This window comes from Gordonia sp. NPDC003422 (genome assembly GCF_053588675.1).
The window spans coordinates 1-16,692 of record NZ_JBSFQL010000025.1; the positions used below are offsets into that span (position 1 = coordinate 1).

Genomic DNA, 16,692 nt, shown 5'->3' on the forward strand with positions numbered 1-16,692 from the left:
TACTCGGCAGGCACAGCAGACGGTTCAGTAGGGTTGTAGCGCGCACGGGTCAGCTCCCAAGGTTGGTTGTGTAGGAGCTTTCAACCCTACGAGCGCCCGTGCGCCCACCCGCCCACACCCGGCCCGTACGCCTAACTAACCATCCACATTCAGAGCAGAAGGGCCAAAATATGTGATGGCCGCCGGGCTGACGCTCATTGCGGTAGGCCTGCTGTGGATTTCGCGCTTGCACGTGGACTCCGGGTACGGCCCCTTTCTGGGCGGCCTGATCGTCGCCGGTCTCGGCATCGGTTTGGCCGGCTCCACTGGAACCAGCGCAATCGTCGGTTCCCTCTCGCGTAATCATCAAGGCGTCGCCTCGGCCATGAACGACACCACGCGCGAGGTTGGCTCGGCCGTCGGGATCGCGATCATGGGCTCGGTGTTCTCCAGCCAGTACAGCCAGCACCTGCCCGACCTCACCAGGCTCCCCGCCCAAGCTGCCGATGCAGTCCGCGACTCGGCCGCCGGCGGCCTGGCCGCCGCCGACCAGCTCGGCGGTCCACTTGGCGCCCAACTCGGCGCCGCGGTCCGCGGCGCCTTCATCGATGGCATGTCCGCGTCGATGATCTCGGTCGCTGTCGTTCTCCTCGTCGCTGCGATCGGATGCGCTCTCAAAGCTCCTCGACAACAACCCGACAGCGACGCCGCCGACAACCGGTGACTCACGCCGAGCCATCTGATACCCGAATCCAGCCGAGATTGTTCGATCTCGCCCTCGCCACACCACTTCACCCCCGAAAGGTCCAGAGTTGATGACTACAACCCCGAATCCATCCTCTCCCAGCAACATTGAGTCTCCGTCGGCCCTGAGCCGTCGATCACTACTCATCGGTGCCGGCGCGGTGGCTGCCGGGGCCGCAGTTGCGACGAGCGCTGCACCAGCGGGTGCTGCGCCTGCACCCTCGGGGCGGTACCGGATCGACCTCCACGCCCATTTCCTCCCACCGGAGTACCGTGCCGCACTGCTCGAACACGGCCACTTCACCATCGGTGGCTATCCCACCCCGCAGTGGTCGCCGGAATCAGCGATCGACTTCATGGACCGCTGGGGCATTCAATCCCAGGCACTCTCGGTGTCCGACCCGGGCGTGTCCTTCCTGCACGGCAAGGATGCCCGTGACCTCGCCCGCTACTGCAACACCTACGCCGCCCGACTGTTCCGAACACACCGCACCCGCTTCGGCGCGTTCGCCGTGCTCCCCATGCCCGACGTCGCAGCCTCGATCGCCGAACTCGAGTACGCACTCGACACCCTCCACCTCGACGGCGTGGTGCTGTTGTCCGCGTACGACGGCGTCTACCTCGGCGACCCACGATTCGAACCGCTCATGGCAGCGCTCAATCGCCGCAAGGCGTTCGTCTTCGTCCACCCCGCCGCCATCCCGGACAACGCCAAACCCTCACTCCCACTTCCGGACTTCCTCGAAGAATTCACCTTCGACACAACCCGTGCGGCAACCCTGATGCTCGCGGGCGGCACTCTGCGCCGCTACCCCGGCATCCGGTTCCAGCTGTCCCATGCCGGCGGCACGCTGCCATTCCTGTCGTGGCGCATCGGTGTACTTGCCGAAACGCCCGTCGGCAACCATTGGCCTGGCGGCGCTCCGCGTCCCTCGGCCCTCGATGTGCAACAACTGATCCGCACGTTCTACTTCGACACCGCCCTGAGCGCGTCCGAAGCCGCCATGCGGTCGGTACTGGCCGTCGCACCGCGCTCGCACATCGTCTTCGGCTCCGACTGGCCCTTCAGCCAGACCGTTTTCCTCGAAGGCGGCGGCGACCCCGCCCCCGGACTGAGTGACGTCTTCAACGCCCGCCAACGCTACGAGATCGAACACATCAACCCGTTGCAGCAACTCCCCCGCTTGCGCGCCGCCGTGAGCTGACGGGCTCGATCCGCACCCGGATCAGCCTGGACCAGCGCGGTCGTCGGCGCCCATTTACGCAGCGTCTCCGGCGTGGTGATGCCCAGCAACTCCGCGGCATGCCGGATCGCCCCTACTCCGTGGAATGCTCACCACGAACATTGGCGACCATCGTCACCGCCGGCTCCCGCACATGAGGCTCGTGTTGGCCGGGCGGCTTGCACCACCACGGAGGAAATCGTCGGCCTTCCGGTCACGATGGTGTCCCACAACCCACGACAGCCCTTTTCGTCACCGTGACGAACCCGGTAAGTGGCCGCCGAATCACAATCTTTCAGAGAACTTTCCGATCTCGATCAGTACCCGCCTGAAGGCGGCATAGTCGTCGGAACCCACGAGCCCGGTCCATTCGTCTTCGATGTCGGCAATTCTGCGGAGGCCGCGCATCAGCATGGACGAGCCTTTGCGCGTGAGCCGTAGCTTGCGGTTTCGGCGATCGCCGCTGTCCTCAGAGGCGACCAGGTAGCCGTCGTCGGTCAGCTTTGCGATGTGTTGTCCGGCACCCTGTTTCGTCATCCCCAATACACGGGCGACATCGACGCTGCGCGCAGATCCGCGGTCGATGGCCTCCAGGATCCGGAACTGCGACGGGCGCAGACCCCGCCACACCTCGTCGTCGAAGCTGTCGGCAATTCGTTCGATCGCCCGTCCCATCAGCGTCGCGATGTGTTCGTCGTCCGCTGATACTCTATTGACAAAACTGGACAAGTAACTTACCTTTCTTGGTAAAGCTGATTGTCTAAGGATAGCTCATGACGACCCCGACCTGGCCAGAAGAACTCGCGATCCAACCTCGCGAACTCGCCCAACTGCTGGGCGTCTCCGAGGTATCAGCCATCGAGGTGACCGAGCTCCCGTATGCGTTCCTTGCGCTCACCACCGGATCGCGATGGTGCGTGGACGTGACCACGCCAACGGGTCCACTCGCGCTTGTCGTCAAGGTCGCACGGGATGTCCGGCGCTCCCCCGTCTTCAGCCTGATCCCCGCCGAACTCGCCGAGGCCGCGGCGCGGGGCCTTCCCTGGGAGATCGAGCCCAATGTGTATCGATCAGAGTTGGGAAGTTCTCTGCCGCAAGGTATGTCGCTCCCCTGCTGCTATCACGTCCACCCGATCGACGACGCCTCGTCGGCAATCTGGATGGAGCGAATAGCTCACACCGAGACCTGGACACCACAGATCTACGCCGACGCCGCACTCATGCTCGGCCGCTTCGCGGCATCCTCGGAGGTCGGGCAGGTCGCCGACACGATCGGACACCCCTCGGGCCCACAGCAAGCTCGGGTCTACTACGAAGGCCGCCTGCGTCCCCAGTTCGTCGACGCGTTCACGGCAGGCGAGATCTGGGCGCATCCCGTCGTGTCACGCCACGTCGACTCGGCGCTGCGGGCGCGCCTGTTCGCACTCGTCGACCTCATGCCGACACTGATCGACGAGATCGAGGCGCTGCCGCTACTGAGCGCCCACGGCGACGCCTGTCCGAGCAATCTCCTCAGCACAGGCGAGGGAACGTTCACGGTGATCGACTGGGCATTCTTCGGTCGCGCGCGAATCGGCTTCGACCTCACCCAATTGGTCATCAGTGCCATCGACCTCGGCCAGATGTCCGCCGACCGGCTCCCCCAGTTGCAAGACGTGTGCGTGAGCCGGTATCGCAGCGGCTTGGCCGGCAACGGTTTTCACATCGATCGTGACAGTCTGGCGCGCGCCCACCGGATCCAGCTCGCCGCGTTCAGCGCGCTGTCGGCGATTCCACTGGAACAGCTTCCGCCGGGCGACTCTGCAGATCCGAGCCTTCATTCCTTGGTACACGAGCGAATGCGCGCGCTGGACCACATCCTGCGCGGCATAGGCATCTGACAAACACAAGACAGGAGACCACCATGACCTCGCCTACCCTCACCACCCGCATCGAAGCCGGCACGTGGATGATCGACCCCACCGACTGGCGCATCGGTTTCTCGGTGAGAGAACTCGGACTCGTCACCGTCAACGGAGAATTCACCAACTTTCGCGGGACTTTCACCCTCGACGACGATGGAAACCCTGCGATTCGCGTCGAGATCGACATCGACTCGATCGCCACTGGGAACGACCGACGCGATCGAGACCTGCGGTCGGGGACCTTCTTCGACACCGGCACCTACCCCACCGCCACATTTGTCAGCACTCAAGCAGCGGCGTGGGATGGGGACGACGACCTCGGGCAGACGCTCACTGGTGACCTGACGATCAAGGGCATCACTCGACCGGTGATGCTCACCGTCGCACCGATCTCCGACCTCCGACTCGGCCGCGACCTCGGCGACGTCGACCTTCGGGCGCGAACCACTGTGCGCCGCAGAGAGTTCAGGGTGGGACCTCGCAGTACCCTGATCATCGGCGACACAGTCACCGTCGCCCTTTCGGTTCGGCTGCAGCGAACCTGAGCGGAGGACCGCTCATTCGTGACCGAGCTGCACCTCTGCCGCGCTCATACAGGCGCTGGAGTGGATTCTTGCCTCGGGCGGCGGCGGTATCGTCAGAGGTCACGACCGTACGCGGGCGGCTGATGAACAAACCAGCGTGATACCACCGGTGGTACCATGTATGGCATGGCCAAGACCACGCTTTACCTCCCCGACGACCTGAAGCGGGCCATCGAACTCGAGGCGCGCCGACGCTCACTTCCCGAGGCCGAGATCGTGCGGCAAGCATTGCGAAAGGCTCTGAGCGACAACACACCTCGACCTCGTGGTGCATTGTTTTCGGGCAACGAACCCATTGCCGAGCGGGTCGACGAACTGCTCGAGGGCTTCGGCGAGTGATCGTCGACACCAGCGCACTTCTGGCCTACTTTGACGCAGCTGAGCCGCAGCATGAAGCCGTCGCGGAAGTGATCGATGCATCCAATGAACCCTTGGTCGTATCGCCCTACATCGTCGCTGAACTCGACTACCTCGTTCTGAGTCGCCATGGCTCTCACATCGAGCGCATCGTGCTCGACGAATTGAGTTCGGGTGCATGGGAACTCGCTGCCATGTCGCGCGAGCGGCTATCAGCCGCTTCGGTGATCGTTCGACAGTATTCCGATGTGCCGGTCGGTGTCGCCGACGCGTCGAACATCGTCTTGGCCGATGCATATCGGACCAGAACGATCGCCACTCTCGATCACCGACACTTCTCTGTCCTCCGGCTCGGCGACGGTTCTGCACCGTCCATCATCCCGTGAACCGGGCTGCCGAACGTCCACCATCGTCACGGGCAGCCTGGCCCGTCAGCTCCTCATCGACCGCCGTGCGACATCTGGCCGACGTCGTGCATTGCCTCCAAAGCACCCAGCATCCCGAATCTCATCCGAGATGGCGCGTCCGAGGTCAGCGTGCGTGGTCGCCTCAGATCGCGTCGACCTGAGGCATGATGTCGTTCTTCAGCCGCTTCATGTCGTCCATCGTCTTCGGGGTGGGCACATCCGCGAACGGTGGCCAGACCAGTAGCTTTGTCAGCCCCGCCTCGCGGTAGCGCTTGAGCATGTCCGTCACCTGACGTTCCGAGCCGACGAGCAGGTTTGAGGCCTTGCCGGCCGGCGTCTGGTCCATGGCGACGTCGGTGATCACGGTCCAGATCATGGTCGCGATGTCGAGGTCGTCGATCGTGCGAGCGGTGTCGAGCTCGGCGAGTTCGGTGGCGATCTCCGCGCGCCAGGTGGCGATCTCCTCGGGCGAATCCTGAATGCCGATCCACCCGTCAAGGCCGTACTTCGCAACGCGTTTCGCTGCTCGCTTCGCGTCTTTCAGGCCACTGAAGTACATGGGAGGTCGCGGCTGCTGCAGGGGCTTCATCCCGAACCCGCTCGGCCCGAAATCAGCGAACTCCCCGTGGTATTCAAAAGTGTCGTTCGCCCAGATACCTTGCATGATCTCGATGGATTCGCGCAGGTGCTGGTGACGCCGAGGGAAGATCTGGCTCGCGCTCGCAGCCGCGAACTCCTCGGGCATCCATCCCGATCCGACGGCGACGTTGAGCCGACCACCGCTGAGATGGTCGATGGTGGCGAGTTCGGCGGCGAGAACCCCCGGTGAGCGGTACGGCGTGTCGATGATGCTCATCCCGATCCGTACCTTCGAGGTCTTCGCGGCCAGCCATGGGAGCAGCGGAAAGCCCTGCAGGAAATCACCTTTCGACGAAACCGGCAGCTGCTTCGGGAGCTCGTGCATCATGCCGAACGCGTATTCCATCTCGGCACGGTCAGACGCCTCGGGGACGATGATGCGGTCGAGCGTCCAGACCGATTCGTAGTCCAGCTCCTCTGCGAGCTGTGTGAGGTCCTCGAGTTCGGCGACCGTGATCTTCTCGCGGAAGTTGGGGAGATACAGGGCGAGTTCGAGCATGGGTTCCTCCTCGGTGGGTTGGCAATGATTCAGTTGTCGGTGAGCGTCGCGCGGATGTCGGTCTTCAGGATCTTTCCGACGGTCGATCGCGGGAGGTCGTCCCAGGTCTCGATCTGTTTGGGGGCCTTGACGCTTCCGATCTTCTGCTTCACGAAGCGGATGAGGTCGTCGGGGTCGACGGACGTTTCGTCATGCAGCAGGACGACGGCGGTGACACGCTCGCCCCACTTGTCGTCGGGCAATCCGACGACGGCACAGTCGCGCACGGCCTCGTGCGCGATGAGCGCCTGCTCGACCTCAGCGGAGTAGACGTTGAATCCGCCGGTGATGATCATGTCCTTGGCTCGGTCGACGATGTACAGGAACCCGTCCTCGTCGAGGTAGCCGACGTCGCCGGTGTGATGCCACCCGTGTGCCGACGCCTCGGCGGTGGCTTCGGGGTTCCGGTAGTAGCCCGCCATGACGAGCGGCCCTCGGCCGTTGTATCGAGACGATGTCGGGCAATAGGTGTCGTCGTAAGTGCGGTGGCCATCGCAATCGCAGGCTGTTCGTCGTCATCGAGCTCACCTACGACCCCCTCGTCGGCGGTGTCCACCGCGATGGACGCGGCCACCACCGCAGCGCTGCAGAAGGTGCTCGACGACACCCGGGTCCGAACGGGGGCGCCCGGGGCGCTGGCCCGCATCATCTCGACGAACGGCACCTGGACCGGCGCATCGGGGACCACCGCGGCGAGCGGCACATCGAAGCCCGGTGCGACCGATCACACCCGCGTCGGGTCGCTGACCAAGACAATGACGGCGACGGTGCTGCTGCAGTTGGTGCAGGAAAGCAAGGTCTCGCTGGCCGACCCAATCGGCAAGTACGTGCCGGGCGCCCCGAACCCGTCGGCGACACTGCAGCAAGTCGCCGACATGAGCAGCGGCATCCCGTCCTACACCGCATCGAACGCCTTCACCGATACCTACTTCGCGCACCCCGAGAAACCTTGGCAGCCTCAACAACTCGTCGACATCGCCAAGTCCATGCCCGCGGTGTTCGCGCCCGGGCAGGGGTGGCAGTACTCCAACACCAATTACGGGCTGTTGGGCATGGTGATCGAGAAGGTGCTCGGCCAGCCGATCGGCGAGGTCTTCGGCAAACGGCTGTTCGGTCCATTGGGCATGGACAACACCAGCTTTCCCGGTGATTCGACCGCCATCCCGGCGCCATATCTATCTGGCCTGACCAACCAGGGCCAGCCGGCGGGGAGCAACGTCGACTCCACGCATTGGAATCCGTCGATGGCGTTCACCGCGGGCGCGGTGATCTCCACCCTCGACGACCCGCAGAAGTGGGGTGCCGCCCTGTTCACCGGCGCGGGCATCCTCGACGCGAGAACCCAACAGCTGCGCCGGGATTCGATCCTGCACTCGCCGCCACCGAACAGCCCGACGGCGGGTTACGGAATCGGCCTCGGCGACCGCGACGGGTGGTGGGGCCACGACGGCGACCTCCCCGGCTACAACAGTGTGCTGTTCCACAACTACACAACCAACACCACCGTCATCGTGCTGACCAACACCGACAACAGCACCACGATCGACGGCCGGCCGACACCGGCCGCGCAGGCAATCTTCGCGGGACTGGCAGCGGCGTTGCCGCAGTAGGCACTGACCTGACTTCAGCGAATCACTCGCTGTCAGTCGCGGGCCCCTCGTCGGTTGCACCGCCCTCGCCTGTCCAGTCGCCGGACTCGTCACCTGCGGCCGGGTCGGACTGAACGTCCGAGGCTGCGTCGTCTGGGCCGACGTCCGTCTCTTCGGTGTGCGGTTCGGACTCCCTTGACGTCATAAATCCTTGATACCAGGCGCGCAGCACACAGTTGCGGTTCCGGCAATTATGGTGGCGCTATGAGCAAGGCAACGCAGCTGAACAGCCCATCAGATCTGACCGTCGCCGACAGTGGCGTCGACATGAAGCCCCGCAGTCGGGACGTGACCGACGGCCTGGAGAAGACGGCGGCCCGAGGGATGCTTCGCGCCGTCGGAATGGGCGACGACGACTGGGCGAAACCGCAGATCGGCGTCGGATCGTCGTGGAACGAGATCACTCCCTGCAACCTCTCCTTGGACCGTCTCGCCAAGGCGGTCAAGGAAGGGGTGCACGCCGCCGGCGGCTACCCCCTCGAGTTCGGCACCATCTCAGTGTCCGACGGGATCTCCATGGGTCACGAAGGCATGCACTTTTCGCTGGTCTCCCGAGAGGTCATCGCCGACAGCGTTGAGACGGTGATGAGTGCCGAGCGACTCGACGGATCGGTTCTGCTCGCCGGCTGTGACAAGTCCCTGCCGGGGATGTTGATGGCGGCTGCGCGCCTTGACCTTTCCAACGTCTTTCTCTATGCCGGTTCGACGCTGCCCGGGTATGCGACATTGTCGGACGGGCAAGAGCGCCAAGTGACGATCATCGATGCGTTCGAAGCCGTCGGCGCGTGTTCGCGTGGCTTGATGAGTCGCGAGGACGTCGACACGATTGAACGTGCCATCTGTCCCGGCGAAGGTGCGTGCGGCGGGATGTACACGGCCAACACGATGGCCAGCGCGGCCGAGGCGATCGGGATGTCGTTGCCCGGTAGCGCGGCGCCGCCGGCGCCGGATCGTCGCCGGGACCGGTACGCCCACCAGAGCGGCGAAGCCGTCGTCGAACTCCTCCGACGTGGAATCACGGCACGCGACATCATGACCAAAGAGGCCTTCGAGAACGCGATCGCCGTGGTCATGGCGTTCGGCGGCTCCACCAACGCCGTACTGCATCTGCTCGCGATCGCGCACGAGGCCGAGGTGGAACTGTCCCTCGACGACTTCTCACGAGTCGGCGCTCGTGTTCCGCACCTGGCCGACGTCAAACCATTCGGCAGTCACGTGATGACCGACGTCGACCAGATCGGTGGGGTCCCGGTTGTGATGAAGGCATTGCTCGACGCCGGGTTGCTCCACGGCGACTGCCTGACCGTCACCGGGCGCACGGTCGCCGAGAACCTGTCCACCATCGCGCCGCCGGATCCCGACGGCAAGGTGCTGCGGGCAATCTCCGAACCGATCCATCCGACCGGGGGGATCACGATCCTCAAGGGCTCACTCGCGCCGGAAGGTGCGGTGGTGAAGTCTGCCGGATTCGACTCGGATGTGTTCGACGGTGTGGCAAGGGTTTTCGATCGAGAACGCGCTGCCATGGATGCGCTGGCCGATGGCACGATCACCGCCGGAGACGTGGTCGTGATCCGCTACGAGGGACCCAAGGGCGGGCCGGGGATGCGCGAGATGCTCGCGATCACCGGCGCCATCAAGGGTGCCGGTCTGGGCAAAGATGTCCTGCTGATGACCGATGGCAGATTCTCCGGCGGCACCACCGGACTCTGCGTCGGACACATCGCGCCCGAAGCGGTGGACGGCGGGCCGATCGCCCACGTCCGCGATGGTGATCGGATACGGCTCGACGTTGGTCGGGGCAGGCTCGACCTGTTGGTCGACGACGCCGAACTCGCCTCGCGCGCAGAGGGTTTTGTTCCGCTCCCCCCGCGCTACACCCGCGGGGTACTGGCCAAGTACTCCAAACTGGTCACCTCGGCGTCTCGTGGCGCCGTGTGCGGCTGACAGACGACATCCGCGATCGAGTCGCGCGGCTACGCTGGACGCGTGCCAGCAGTACCTGACTCCCCCACTCGTGCCAGTTCGGCGATTTCCGGCTTCGAACGAACGTTTGCCGACGCATTGGCACCGCTGACCGTTCCATGGCGCGGGGCGGATGCGCCCGAACCCACGCTCCTGGCGGTCAATCCGCAGCTCGCCGAGTCATTGGGTCTGGATATGGACACGCTCCGGTCCGACGACGGCCTCGCGCTGTTGTCCGGTGCCGCAACACCCGTCGACGCCACACCCGTTGCGACGGCCTACTCCGGACACCAGTTCGGCGGCTACGCACCACTCCTGGGCGACGGGCGAGCTTTGCTGATCGGTGAACTCGTCGACTCGACCGGATCTCGAGTCGACTTGCAGCTCAAGGGGTCCGGGCCGACGCCGTTCTCCCGCGGCGGCGATGGTTTCGCGGTAGTCGGCCCGATGCTTCGCGAGTACCTGGTGAGTGAGGCCATGTTCGCGCTGGGTATCCCGACGACGCGTTCGCTGTCTGTCGTCGCCACCGGGCGCGGTGTGCACCGCACCGAGGTCGAACGCGGCGCAGTGCTGGCCCGAGTCGCGGCGAGCCACCTTCGTGTCGGGACTTTTGAACTCGCCGCCCGCAATCCGGAATTGCTGCAGCCGCTCGCCGACTACGCGATCGCCCGCCATTTTCCCGAGCTCGTCGAACTCCCGGAGAACGGAAACGACAACAGGTACATAGGTTTCTTCGAGGCAGTGCTCGATCGGCAGGCCGCCCTGGTCGCCAAGTGGATGCTTGTCGGATTCGTCCACGGCGTCATGAACACCGACAACACCACGATCTCCGGCGAGACCATCGACTACGGCCCCTGTGCCTTCATCGACGCCTTTGATCCCTCGGCGGTGTTCAGTTCCATCGATCACGGCGGACGTTATGCATTCGGCAACCAGCCGACCGTCCTGAAATGGAATCTCGCACGCTTCGCCGAGACGCTGTTGACTCTCGTGAGCGATCAACCGCGGGCGGCGATCGACGCGGTGACCGAGGTACTCACCACCTTCGACGCTCGATACAACCGGTACTTCGACGAAGGGTTTCGGGCCAAGGTCGGGCTCCTGGGTGCCAGCGACGAGCACGAGTTGATCGACGATCTGCTGACCCTGATGAACGCCCACCGGTCCGATTGGACCGGGACCTTCCGCGCTCTGGCGGCTGAGTTGCGCGGTGAGAGCACACCGTTGGCGACGCTGATCCCCGCCGACGACAGGAACTCGTGGCTGAAGCGGTGGCGTGGCGCACTCGACCGTCTCGGCCACGACCATCAGCGGACCGCGGACCGGATGGACCGCATCAACCCGCTCTATATCCCACGCAACCACCACCTCGACGCCGCGTTGGCGGCAGCGGCCGACGCGGATCTGGCGCCCTTCGAGCAACTCCTGGCAGCGGTGACACAGCCGTTCGACCAGCTCGACGAGCGGGACCACTACGCCATGCCCGCCCCCGAATCATTCACAGCCTCATTCCAGACCTTCTGCGGCACATGAGCCTGATCAGAACGCGACTGTGTTCTCATCGGGTCACCGCGTGGTGGACATGCCCCCATCGACAGGGATCACGGCTCCGGTGAGGTAGCTACCCGCCCGACTGCTGAGGAAAACCACTGTGCCGACCACATCGTCGGCACGTCCGATCCGCCCCAACGGTGAACTCGCCTCGATCTCGTCGCGGAACTCATTGAGCATGTGTGCCATCATCTTTGATTCGAACGGACCCGGCGCAATCGCGTTGACCGTGACGTGACGTGGGCCGAGATCGCGAGCGAGGTGTCGGGTCATCTGATGAACGGCCGCCTTACTCGCCGAATAGGAGTACGACGCAGTACTCGGCACCCGAATTCCGTCGATGCTGCCGATCATGATCACGCGCGACGGATCGTCCTCGGTGGCCTTGGCCAACAACTATGGGAGCAACGCCTGTGTCAGGGTGAACGGCGCCTGCACGTTGAGATCGAGAACTCGATCCCACGCGGAGTCGGGAAACTCCTCCAAGGGCGCGCCCCAGGTGGCCCCGGCGTTGTTGACCAGAATGTCGAGGTGATCGAACTCCTCGGCGACCTGCGCCGCCAATGCTCGGCATGCATCAGGCGTCGACAAATTCGCTTGTAGCGCAACGAGACCCGCGTTACAGGCCTCCTCCAGCGCCTTCTCGTTTCGGCCTGTGATCACGACGTGGGCCCCGCGATCGGCGAGACCCCGCGCCAGCATCGCGCCGATCCCGCTTGTCCCACCGGTCACCAACGCGGTCTTGCCCTCCACGTCGAACAAGTTGGTTGTCATTGCCCTTGCCCCTCCGCCCGTCTGAACGAAGTGCACTCTACCGGCGCGGGACCGCCACGATCCCGAAATCCGACCGGCCGCCCGTCAGGTGATCCGCCCATCGCATAATGTGAGGCGAGCTGCGAAATTGACCTCTGTGACCCGGTGTGGTCACAATCGGCAGACAATCGTCCCCGACGCCTACTTGCGGAACCGGCCAACCCGGCACTGCGGGACGTACGCCCTACCTTCGCGGGAGTGACGATGGTGAGCAGCGAATACAAGTTTCTCGATCTGCATGGGGATCAGGTCGCGTATCGAGACGCCGGCAGCGGCGACACGCTGCTTCTCATTCATGGGATGGCAGGCAGTGCGCTCACCTGGGACGCAGTCTTTCCGGCGCTCTCCCGCACGCACAGGGTCATCGCGCCCGACCTCCCGGGTCACGGCGCGTCGGACAAGCCGCGCGGGGACTATTCGCTCGGCGCGTTCGCCGCCTTCCTGCGCGATCTTCTCGACGAACTGGGAATCGACAAGGTGACCGTGGTGGGTCAGTCACTCGGTGGCGGTATCGCGATGCAGTTCACCTACCAACATCCCGACCGCTGCGAACGGCTCGTACTGATGAGCAGCGGCGGTCTGGGCCCCGACGTCAGCTGGATCCTTCGACTGCTGGCCGCTCCCGGCGCCGAGTTCGTGTTGCCGCTGATCGCGCCGAATCCGATTCTGCGGGCCGGTGAGAAAGTGCGGTCCTGGGCGTCGTCGGCGGGCATTCATTCTCCGCGTGCCGATCAGACATGGCGTGCGTATTCGTCGCTCGCCGAGGCCGATACGCGCCGCGCATTCTTGCGGACGCTGCGCTCAGTGGTGGATCACCGTGGGCAGGCGGTCAGCGCACTCAACCGCTTGTACCTCAATGAAGAGTTGCCGACGCTACTGATCTGGGGCGACAAAGACGACATCATCCCGGTTGCGCACGGCATCGCCGCGCACGAGGCGATGCCCGGGAGCCGCCTCGAAATACTGCCCGGTGTGGGCCACTACCCGCACGCCGAGTCGCCGGAGGCTGTTGTCGGGATCCTTGACGAATTCCTCAGCACCGAACCAGCGCTCGCCCGCAAATCGGGGTGACCATCGGACGACGGCGCAGATTTGCCCTGACCACCAACTCTCGACGACGCATGTAACTCGGTCGAGATCTACTGTGACGGAAGGGAAAGGAAGTCCCTCAGCCACTGGTCGACTTCATCCATGGTCTCCCGGTCGACGGCGCCGATGACGTCGTGCAGTCGTTGGCGTGTGACTGTTCGTGGTTGCTCGGTCATTGCGAATGTGGGTCGCGTCGGTGTGAAGGCAGGCCCGCGAAGGCGTACATGGTTTGGCCATCCCCGCTCAATTGTCGTAGCGGGCAGGATGATTGCGAGTGTATCGGCTTGCTCTAGATACAGGTCGCTGGCAATGATGAGCGCGGGACGCCGGCCTGCCTGCTCGCGGCCACGAGTGGGATCCAACTCGGCCCATACGACCGTCCCCCGCCGCAGATCAGGCGGCATCGTCGCCGGGACTCAGGGTGGTGTCCCAGTCCCGGAACTCGTCCCAGTAGTCCGCGTCGGCCGCCCGCAATGCGTTGCCGAATGCTTCCATGCGTTGTCGGCGCTCGTATCCATCGAGCAGCTTCTCGATGAGTCCCGCTGCAGTGACGCCATGTGCTTCGGCATCGCGGTTGATGCGATCCCGAAGTTCGACGGACACCTTGATTGTCGTCGTCCCCATGGGTCGAGGCTACCTTAGGGTATACTGAACCGTCTACACGACTGGTGAGAATTCGGAGAGCCAGTTTCGACTCCCAGAGGGTGAGAGGAGCGACGTCGAGGTTGACGGGCCAACCCCAATCCACCGCGAAAAGCGCTGTGGCGTAGTCTGATCGCCCGTGCCTTCATCGACTGCCGACGCCCCTGTAACTGACGTCACTCTCCGTGAATGTGTGTGGTGCTCGTCGACCGACGACCTCGCGTATTTCCGCAATGAACCGCGCTGTGTGCGTTGCCGGACCGCGGAACAGACCATCGCTGAGGCTCGCGAGTTCGTTGACTTCTATGGGCTGCGGCCCTTGGGTGGGTCGTTGGAGTCCGACGACGAAGAGGAACGCGAGCACCGTGTTGCGGCTCGCGCGGCGCGGGCGGAGCTGAACCGTACCCGCACCGAGCCGTCGCAGCGTGAGAAATCCCGATCCGGGAAGCGTGGCGTCGTCGCGACCGCCCAGGCGGGTCGTACGCAGGCGGAGCGAGCAACGCCCACAGGCCAGTCGCGGACCGGCAGGTCGGCGATGACTCGGCCGTCAGATGTTTCCCAGCCGGACCATGCAGAACTCGCGCACCGGGCCGAGCAATTGCTGGCGCAACTTGCTGAGCTCGACGAGCGCCTCGCTGTCGCGCAGGACGACTCGGGTCTCAGCGGCAAGGCCAAGGTGTCGGACTTGAGTGCCAAACGTGAGTCTGTCCTGCGAACTCTGGCTGCGTTGGCGAAGGCCGCCCGGTCCTTGGAACCTGCCTGACGCCGTTCCTCCGCGGTCACGAACAGAATCGGCGGGTTGCTTCAGACGGAGACACGGTCGAGCATGCCGCCGAGACGATCGGTGATCAGATTCTCGGCCGCGGTGATGATACGTTCCACCAGTTCGCCGGCGGTGGGGATGTCGTGGATGAGGCCCTGGCAGGTGCCGGCACTCCAGATTCCCGCCTCAGGGTCGCCGAGTTCGAACACCTTCCGGCCTCTGGCACCGGCCACCAGTTCACGCACGTCCTCGAACTGTCCGCCGTTGTTGAGGATGTCGACCACTTCCCTGCTGATGCTGTTGCTCGCCACCCGAGCGGTGTTGCGCAGTGGCCGAAAGATGAGCTCGGTCTGGGTTTCGTCGGCAGCGACGATCTCTTCCTTGATCCGCTGGTGAATCGGCGACTCGACCGTGCACATGAATCGGGTGCCCATGTTGATGCCGTCGGCGCCGAGGGCGAGCGCTGCGAGGAGCCCGCGGGCGTCGGCGAAACCGCCGGAGGCGATCATCGGGATCGTGACCTTGTCGGCAGCGGCCGGTATCAGCACCAGTCCTGGGATGTCGTCCTCTCCGGGATGTCCGGCGCATTCGAATCCGTCGATGCTGATCCCGTCGACGCCGAGCTTCTGCGCTTTCACCGCATGCCGCACGCTGGTGCATTTGTGTAGGACTTTCACACCGGCATCGTGGAACATCGGCAGGTGTGGACCGGGGTTGGAGCCGGCCGTCTCCACGATCTTGACCCCTGATTCGACGATCACCTGTCGATACTCGTCATAGGGCGGCGGTGTGATGGACGGAAGGATCGTGAGGTTCACGCCAAACGGCTGGTCGGTCAGCTCTCGGCACCTGGCGATCTCGCGATCGAGATCCTCCGGCGTGGGCTGCGTCAGGGCGGTGATGAAACCCAGAGCACCAGCGTTGGCGACCGCCGCGACGAGCTCGGCCCGCCCGACCCACTGCATACCTCCCTGCACGATGGGGTGGCGAACTCCGAAGGTCTCGGTGAACCGGGTGGAAATCATGCGGATGCACTCCTCTGCTCGGTGACCATGCGCGGACGCCGACGACCCGTCTCGACCAACCGCGACGCAGTGCGCATAGTGTTGCGCGGCATCGAGTTCCGGCCACAACTCCATCGGTCGCGCGATCACCGTCATACGGACGATCGTCCGCAGCCCCGTGCAGCGCACCTTGTCGAAGGGTATCGACGCCCCCATATTTCATATATGTGAAGGCGATCGCGGCAAAGCTTGCCATGGAGGGCTGAGGCCCACGGCGGTTTTCGCCGTTTTCGCAGGCCGAGTTCGTTGCGGCTACTCATCTGCGCGGCGGGGCGCTCAACATGGCCAACCGGGCAGAATGGGGACATGACGACAGACGCATTCGATCGCGACTTCGACGCCGAGGTCACCATCAACGCAACCCCGGACCGGGTGTGGCAGTTGCTGAGCGATCCGCGCACCATGCCAGAGGCCAGCCCTGAGTTGTTCGCGCTGACCCGTCGCCGCAAGGGTCCGTTCGAGGCAGGTGAAACCTACATCGGATGGAACCGGCGCGGTTTCATCATCTGGCCGACCATCAACAACGTCGTCTCGGTTGTGCCAGGGCGAGAACTGTCCTGGCACACCAAGACCAGCGGTGCGATCTGGACGTACAGCGTGACGTCGGACGGCAGGTCGACGGTGTTGCGCGAACAACGTCACATGCCCGATGGGATGCCCCGGATCGCCCGCATGTTCGGCGGCCTACTCGGCGGCCCCGCGGCGCATGCCGACGAGCTCGAGTCGCATGTCTCCGACACCCTGCAGCACCTCAAGAATCGAGCCGAATCTGAGCGCTGAG

General features: G+C 64.4%; 18 protein-coding genes and 2 pseudogenes. 12 read left to right on the forward strand and 8 right to left on the reverse strand.

The annotated features are described in order from the left end of the window. Window positions 1-175: 175 nt before the first annotated feature. Both ACWDTF_RS19265 and ACWDTF_RS19270 read left to right on the forward strand, forming a co-directional pair. The gene (locus ACWDTF_RS19265) at window positions 176-703 is read left to right on the forward strand and encodes a hypothetical protein (RefSeq protein WP_433254558.1); all 528 of its coding nucleotides are present in this window, start codon (window positions 176-178) and stop codon (window positions 701-703) included. A gap of 91 nt (window positions 704-794) precedes the next feature. Then, window positions 795-1,928 (forward strand): amidohydrolase family protein, encoded by a 1,134-nt coding sequence (locus ACWDTF_RS19270; RefSeq protein ID WP_355278349.1) that lies wholly within the window; start codon window positions 795-797, stop codon window positions 1,926-1,928. A 303-nt stretch (window positions 1,929-2,231) separates the two neighbouring features. Here the strand turns inward: ACWDTF_RS19270 and ACWDTF_RS19275 are convergent, their stop codons facing one another. Further along, window positions 2,232-2,675 (reverse strand): MarR family winged helix-turn-helix transcriptional regulator, encoded by a 444-nt coding sequence (locus ACWDTF_RS19275; RefSeq protein WP_240857049.1) that lies wholly within the window; start codon window positions 2,673-2,675, stop codon window positions 2,232-2,234. 44 nt (window positions 2,676-2,719) lie between these two features. Between ACWDTF_RS19275 and ACWDTF_RS19280 the strand changes: the two genes are divergently transcribed. The 4 genes from ACWDTF_RS19280 (at window position 2,720) to ACWDTF_RS19295 (ending at window position 5,177) form a co-directional block, all read left to right on the forward strand. Then, a complete protein-coding gene (locus ACWDTF_RS19280) occupies window positions 2,720-3,826 on the forward strand; it encodes a phosphotransferase (RefSeq protein ID WP_240857050.1) in 1,107 nt (368 codons plus the stop codon). A gap of 23 nt (window positions 3,827-3,849) precedes the next feature. Next, entirely contained in the window at window positions 3,850-4,395 is a 546-nt protein-coding gene (locus ACWDTF_RS19285; protein WP_355278345.1) for a YceI family protein, read from the forward strand. A gap of 165 nt (window positions 4,396-4,560) precedes the next feature. Beyond that, complete coding sequence (locus ACWDTF_RS19290; protein ID WP_240857052.1) at window positions 4,561-4,773, forward strand: ribbon-helix-helix domain-containing protein; 213 nt, start codon at window positions 4,561-4,563, stop codon at window positions 4,771-4,773. Further along, a complete protein-coding gene (locus ACWDTF_RS19295) occupies window positions 4,770-5,177 on the forward strand; it encodes a PIN domain-containing protein (RefSeq protein WP_433254564.1) in 408 nt (135 codons plus the stop codon). Before ACWDTF_RS19290 ends, ACWDTF_RS19295 begins: the two co-directional genes overlap by 4 nt. Window positions 5,178-5,340: 163 nt before the next feature. Here ACWDTF_RS19295 and ACWDTF_RS19300 read toward each other — a convergent pair whose 3' ends face one another. Then, entirely contained in the window at window positions 5,341-6,336 is a 996-nt protein-coding gene (locus ACWDTF_RS19300; protein WP_355278340.1) for an LLM class flavin-dependent oxidoreductase, read from the reverse strand. Between the two features lie 29 nt (window positions 6,337-6,365). Further along, window positions 6,366-6,812: pseudogene (locus ACWDTF_RS19305) on the reverse strand (AMP-binding enzyme); the annotation flags it as partial. Window positions 6,813-6,923: 111 nt separating this feature from the next. On the opposite strand from ACWDTF_RS19305, the gene ACWDTF_RS19310 reads away from it, so the two are divergent. Then, window positions 6,924-7,985, forward strand: a complete 1,062-nt coding sequence (locus ACWDTF_RS19310; RefSeq protein WP_449754895.1) for a serine hydrolase domain-containing protein — start codon at window positions 6,924-6,926, stop codon at window positions 7,983-7,985. A gap of 22 nt (window positions 7,986-8,007) precedes the next feature. Here the strand turns inward: ACWDTF_RS19310 and ACWDTF_RS19315 are convergent, their stop codons facing one another. Beyond that, on the reverse strand, window positions 8,008-8,169 hold the full coding sequence (locus ACWDTF_RS19315; RefSeq protein WP_240857056.1) for a hypothetical protein: 162 nt from the start codon (window positions 8,167-8,169) through the stop codon (window positions 8,008-8,010). Window positions 8,170-8,228: 59 nt separating this feature from the next. On the opposite strand from ACWDTF_RS19315, the gene ilvD reads away from it, so the two are divergent. Both ilvD and ACWDTF_RS19325 read left to right on the forward strand, forming a co-directional pair. Then, window positions 8,229-9,971: a dihydroxy-acid dehydratase gene (ilvD, locus tag ACWDTF_RS19320; protein ID WP_240857057.1), complete on the forward strand. Its 1,743-nt coding sequence runs from the start codon at window positions 8,229-8,231 to the stop codon at window positions 9,969-9,971. Between the two features lie 42 nt (window positions 9,972-10,013). After that, window positions 10,014-11,522 carry a protein adenylyltransferase SelO gene (locus ACWDTF_RS19325; protein WP_355278335.1) on the forward strand — a complete coding sequence of 503 codons (1,509 nt, stop codon included), beginning with the start codon at window positions 10,014-10,016 and terminating at the stop codon, window positions 11,520-11,522. Between the two features lie 33 nt (window positions 11,523-11,555). On the opposite strand, the pseudogene ACWDTF_RS19330 reads toward ACWDTF_RS19325, so the two are convergent. After that, a pseudogene (locus ACWDTF_RS19330) lies at window positions 11,556-12,314 on the reverse strand (SDR family oxidoreductase). Between the two features lie 243 nt (window positions 12,315-12,557). Between ACWDTF_RS19330 and ACWDTF_RS19335 the strand changes: the two are divergent. Continuing rightward, a complete protein-coding gene (locus ACWDTF_RS19335) occupies window positions 12,558-13,424 on the forward strand; it encodes an alpha/beta fold hydrolase (protein WP_355278331.1) in 867 nt (288 codons plus the stop codon). A 68-nt stretch (window positions 13,425-13,492) separates the two neighbouring features. Here the strand turns inward: ACWDTF_RS19335 and ACWDTF_RS19340 are convergent, their stop codons facing one another. Both ACWDTF_RS19340 and ACWDTF_RS19345 read right to left on the reverse strand, forming a co-directional pair. Further along, window positions 13,493-13,846, reverse strand: coding sequence for a type II toxin-antitoxin system PemK/MazF family toxin (locus tag ACWDTF_RS19340; RefSeq protein ID WP_240857060.1), 354 nt, complete (start codon window positions 13,844-13,846; stop codon window positions 13,493-13,495). Continuing rightward, the gene (locus tag ACWDTF_RS19345) at window positions 13,836-14,066 is read right to left on the reverse strand and encodes a toxin-antitoxin system protein (RefSeq protein ID WP_240857061.1); all 231 of its coding nucleotides are present in this window, start codon (window positions 14,064-14,066) and stop codon (window positions 13,836-13,838) included. The genes ACWDTF_RS19340 and ACWDTF_RS19345 overlap by 11 nt, the downstream gene beginning before the upstream one ends. A gap of 157 nt (window positions 14,067-14,223) precedes the next feature. On the opposite strand from ACWDTF_RS19345, the gene ACWDTF_RS19350 reads away from it, so the two are divergent. Beyond that, on the forward strand, window positions 14,224-14,847 hold the full coding sequence (locus ACWDTF_RS19350) for a hypothetical protein (protein WP_240857062.1): 624 nt from the start codon (window positions 14,224-14,226) through the stop codon (window positions 14,845-14,847). 41 nt (window positions 14,848-14,888) lie between these two features. Here the strand turns inward: ACWDTF_RS19350 and ACWDTF_RS19355 are convergent, their stop codons facing one another. Then, complete coding sequence (locus ACWDTF_RS19355; protein ID WP_449754921.1) at window positions 14,889-15,872, reverse strand: NAD(P)H-dependent flavin oxidoreductase; 984 nt, start codon at window positions 15,870-15,872, stop codon at window positions 14,889-14,891. A 345-nt stretch (window positions 15,873-16,217) separates the two neighbouring features. Here ACWDTF_RS19355 and ACWDTF_RS19360 point away from each other — a divergent pair, with 345 nt between their 5' ends. Then, window positions 16,218-16,691 (forward strand): SRPBCC family protein, encoded by a 474-nt coding sequence (locus tag ACWDTF_RS19360; RefSeq protein WP_240857063.1) that lies wholly within the window; start codon window positions 16,218-16,220, stop codon window positions 16,689-16,691. The last annotated feature ends 1 nt before the right edge of the window (window position 16,692 follow it).

Coding starts and splice junctions, on each gene's coding strand:
- ACWDTF_RS19265 (WP_433254558.1), top strand. CDS start 176: ATGGCCGCCGGGCTGACGCTCATTGCGGTAGGCCTGCTGTGGATTTCG.
- ACWDTF_RS19335 (WP_355278331.1), top strand. CDS start 12,558: ATGGTGAGCAGCGAATACAAGTTTCTCGATCTGCATGGGGATCAGGTC.
- ACWDTF_RS19355 (WP_449754921.1), bottom strand. CDS start 15,872: ATGATTTCCACCCGGTTCACCGAGACCTTCGGAGTTCGCCACCCCATC.
- ACWDTF_RS19280 (WP_240857050.1), top strand. CDS start 2,720: ATGACGACCCCGACCTGGCCAGAAGAACTCGCGATCCAACCTCGCGAA.
- ACWDTF_RS19290 (WP_240857052.1), top strand. CDS start 4,561: ATGGCCAAGACCACGCTTTACCTCCCCGACGACCTGAAGCGGGCCATC.
- ilvD (WP_240857057.1), top strand. CDS start 8,229: ATGAGCAAGGCAACGCAGCTGAACAGCCCATCAGATCTGACCGTCGCC.
- ACWDTF_RS19345 (WP_240857061.1), bottom strand. CDS start 14,066: ATGGGGACGACGACAATCAAGGTGTCCGTCGAACTTCGGGATCGCATC.
- ACWDTF_RS19340 (WP_240857060.1), bottom strand. CDS start 13,846: ATGCCGCCTGATCTGCGGCGGGGGACGGTCGTATGGGCCGAGTTGGAT.
- ACWDTF_RS19360 (WP_240857063.1), top strand. CDS start 16,218: ATGACGACAGACGCATTCGATCGCGACTTCGACGCCGAGGTCACCATC.
- ACWDTF_RS19285 (WP_355278345.1), top strand. CDS start 3,850: ATGACCTCGCCTACCCTCACCACCCGCATCGAAGCCGGCACGTGGATG.
- ACWDTF_RS19315 (WP_240857056.1), bottom strand. CDS start 8,169: ATGACGTCAAGGGAGTCCGAACCGCACACCGAAGAGACGGACGTCGGC.
- ACWDTF_RS19300 (WP_355278340.1), bottom strand. CDS start 6,336: ATGCTCGAACTCGCCCTGTATCTCCCCAACTTCCGCGAGAAGATCACG.
- ACWDTF_RS19270 (WP_355278349.1), top strand. CDS start 795: ATGACTACAACCCCGAATCCATCCTCTCCCAGCAACATTGAGTCTCCG.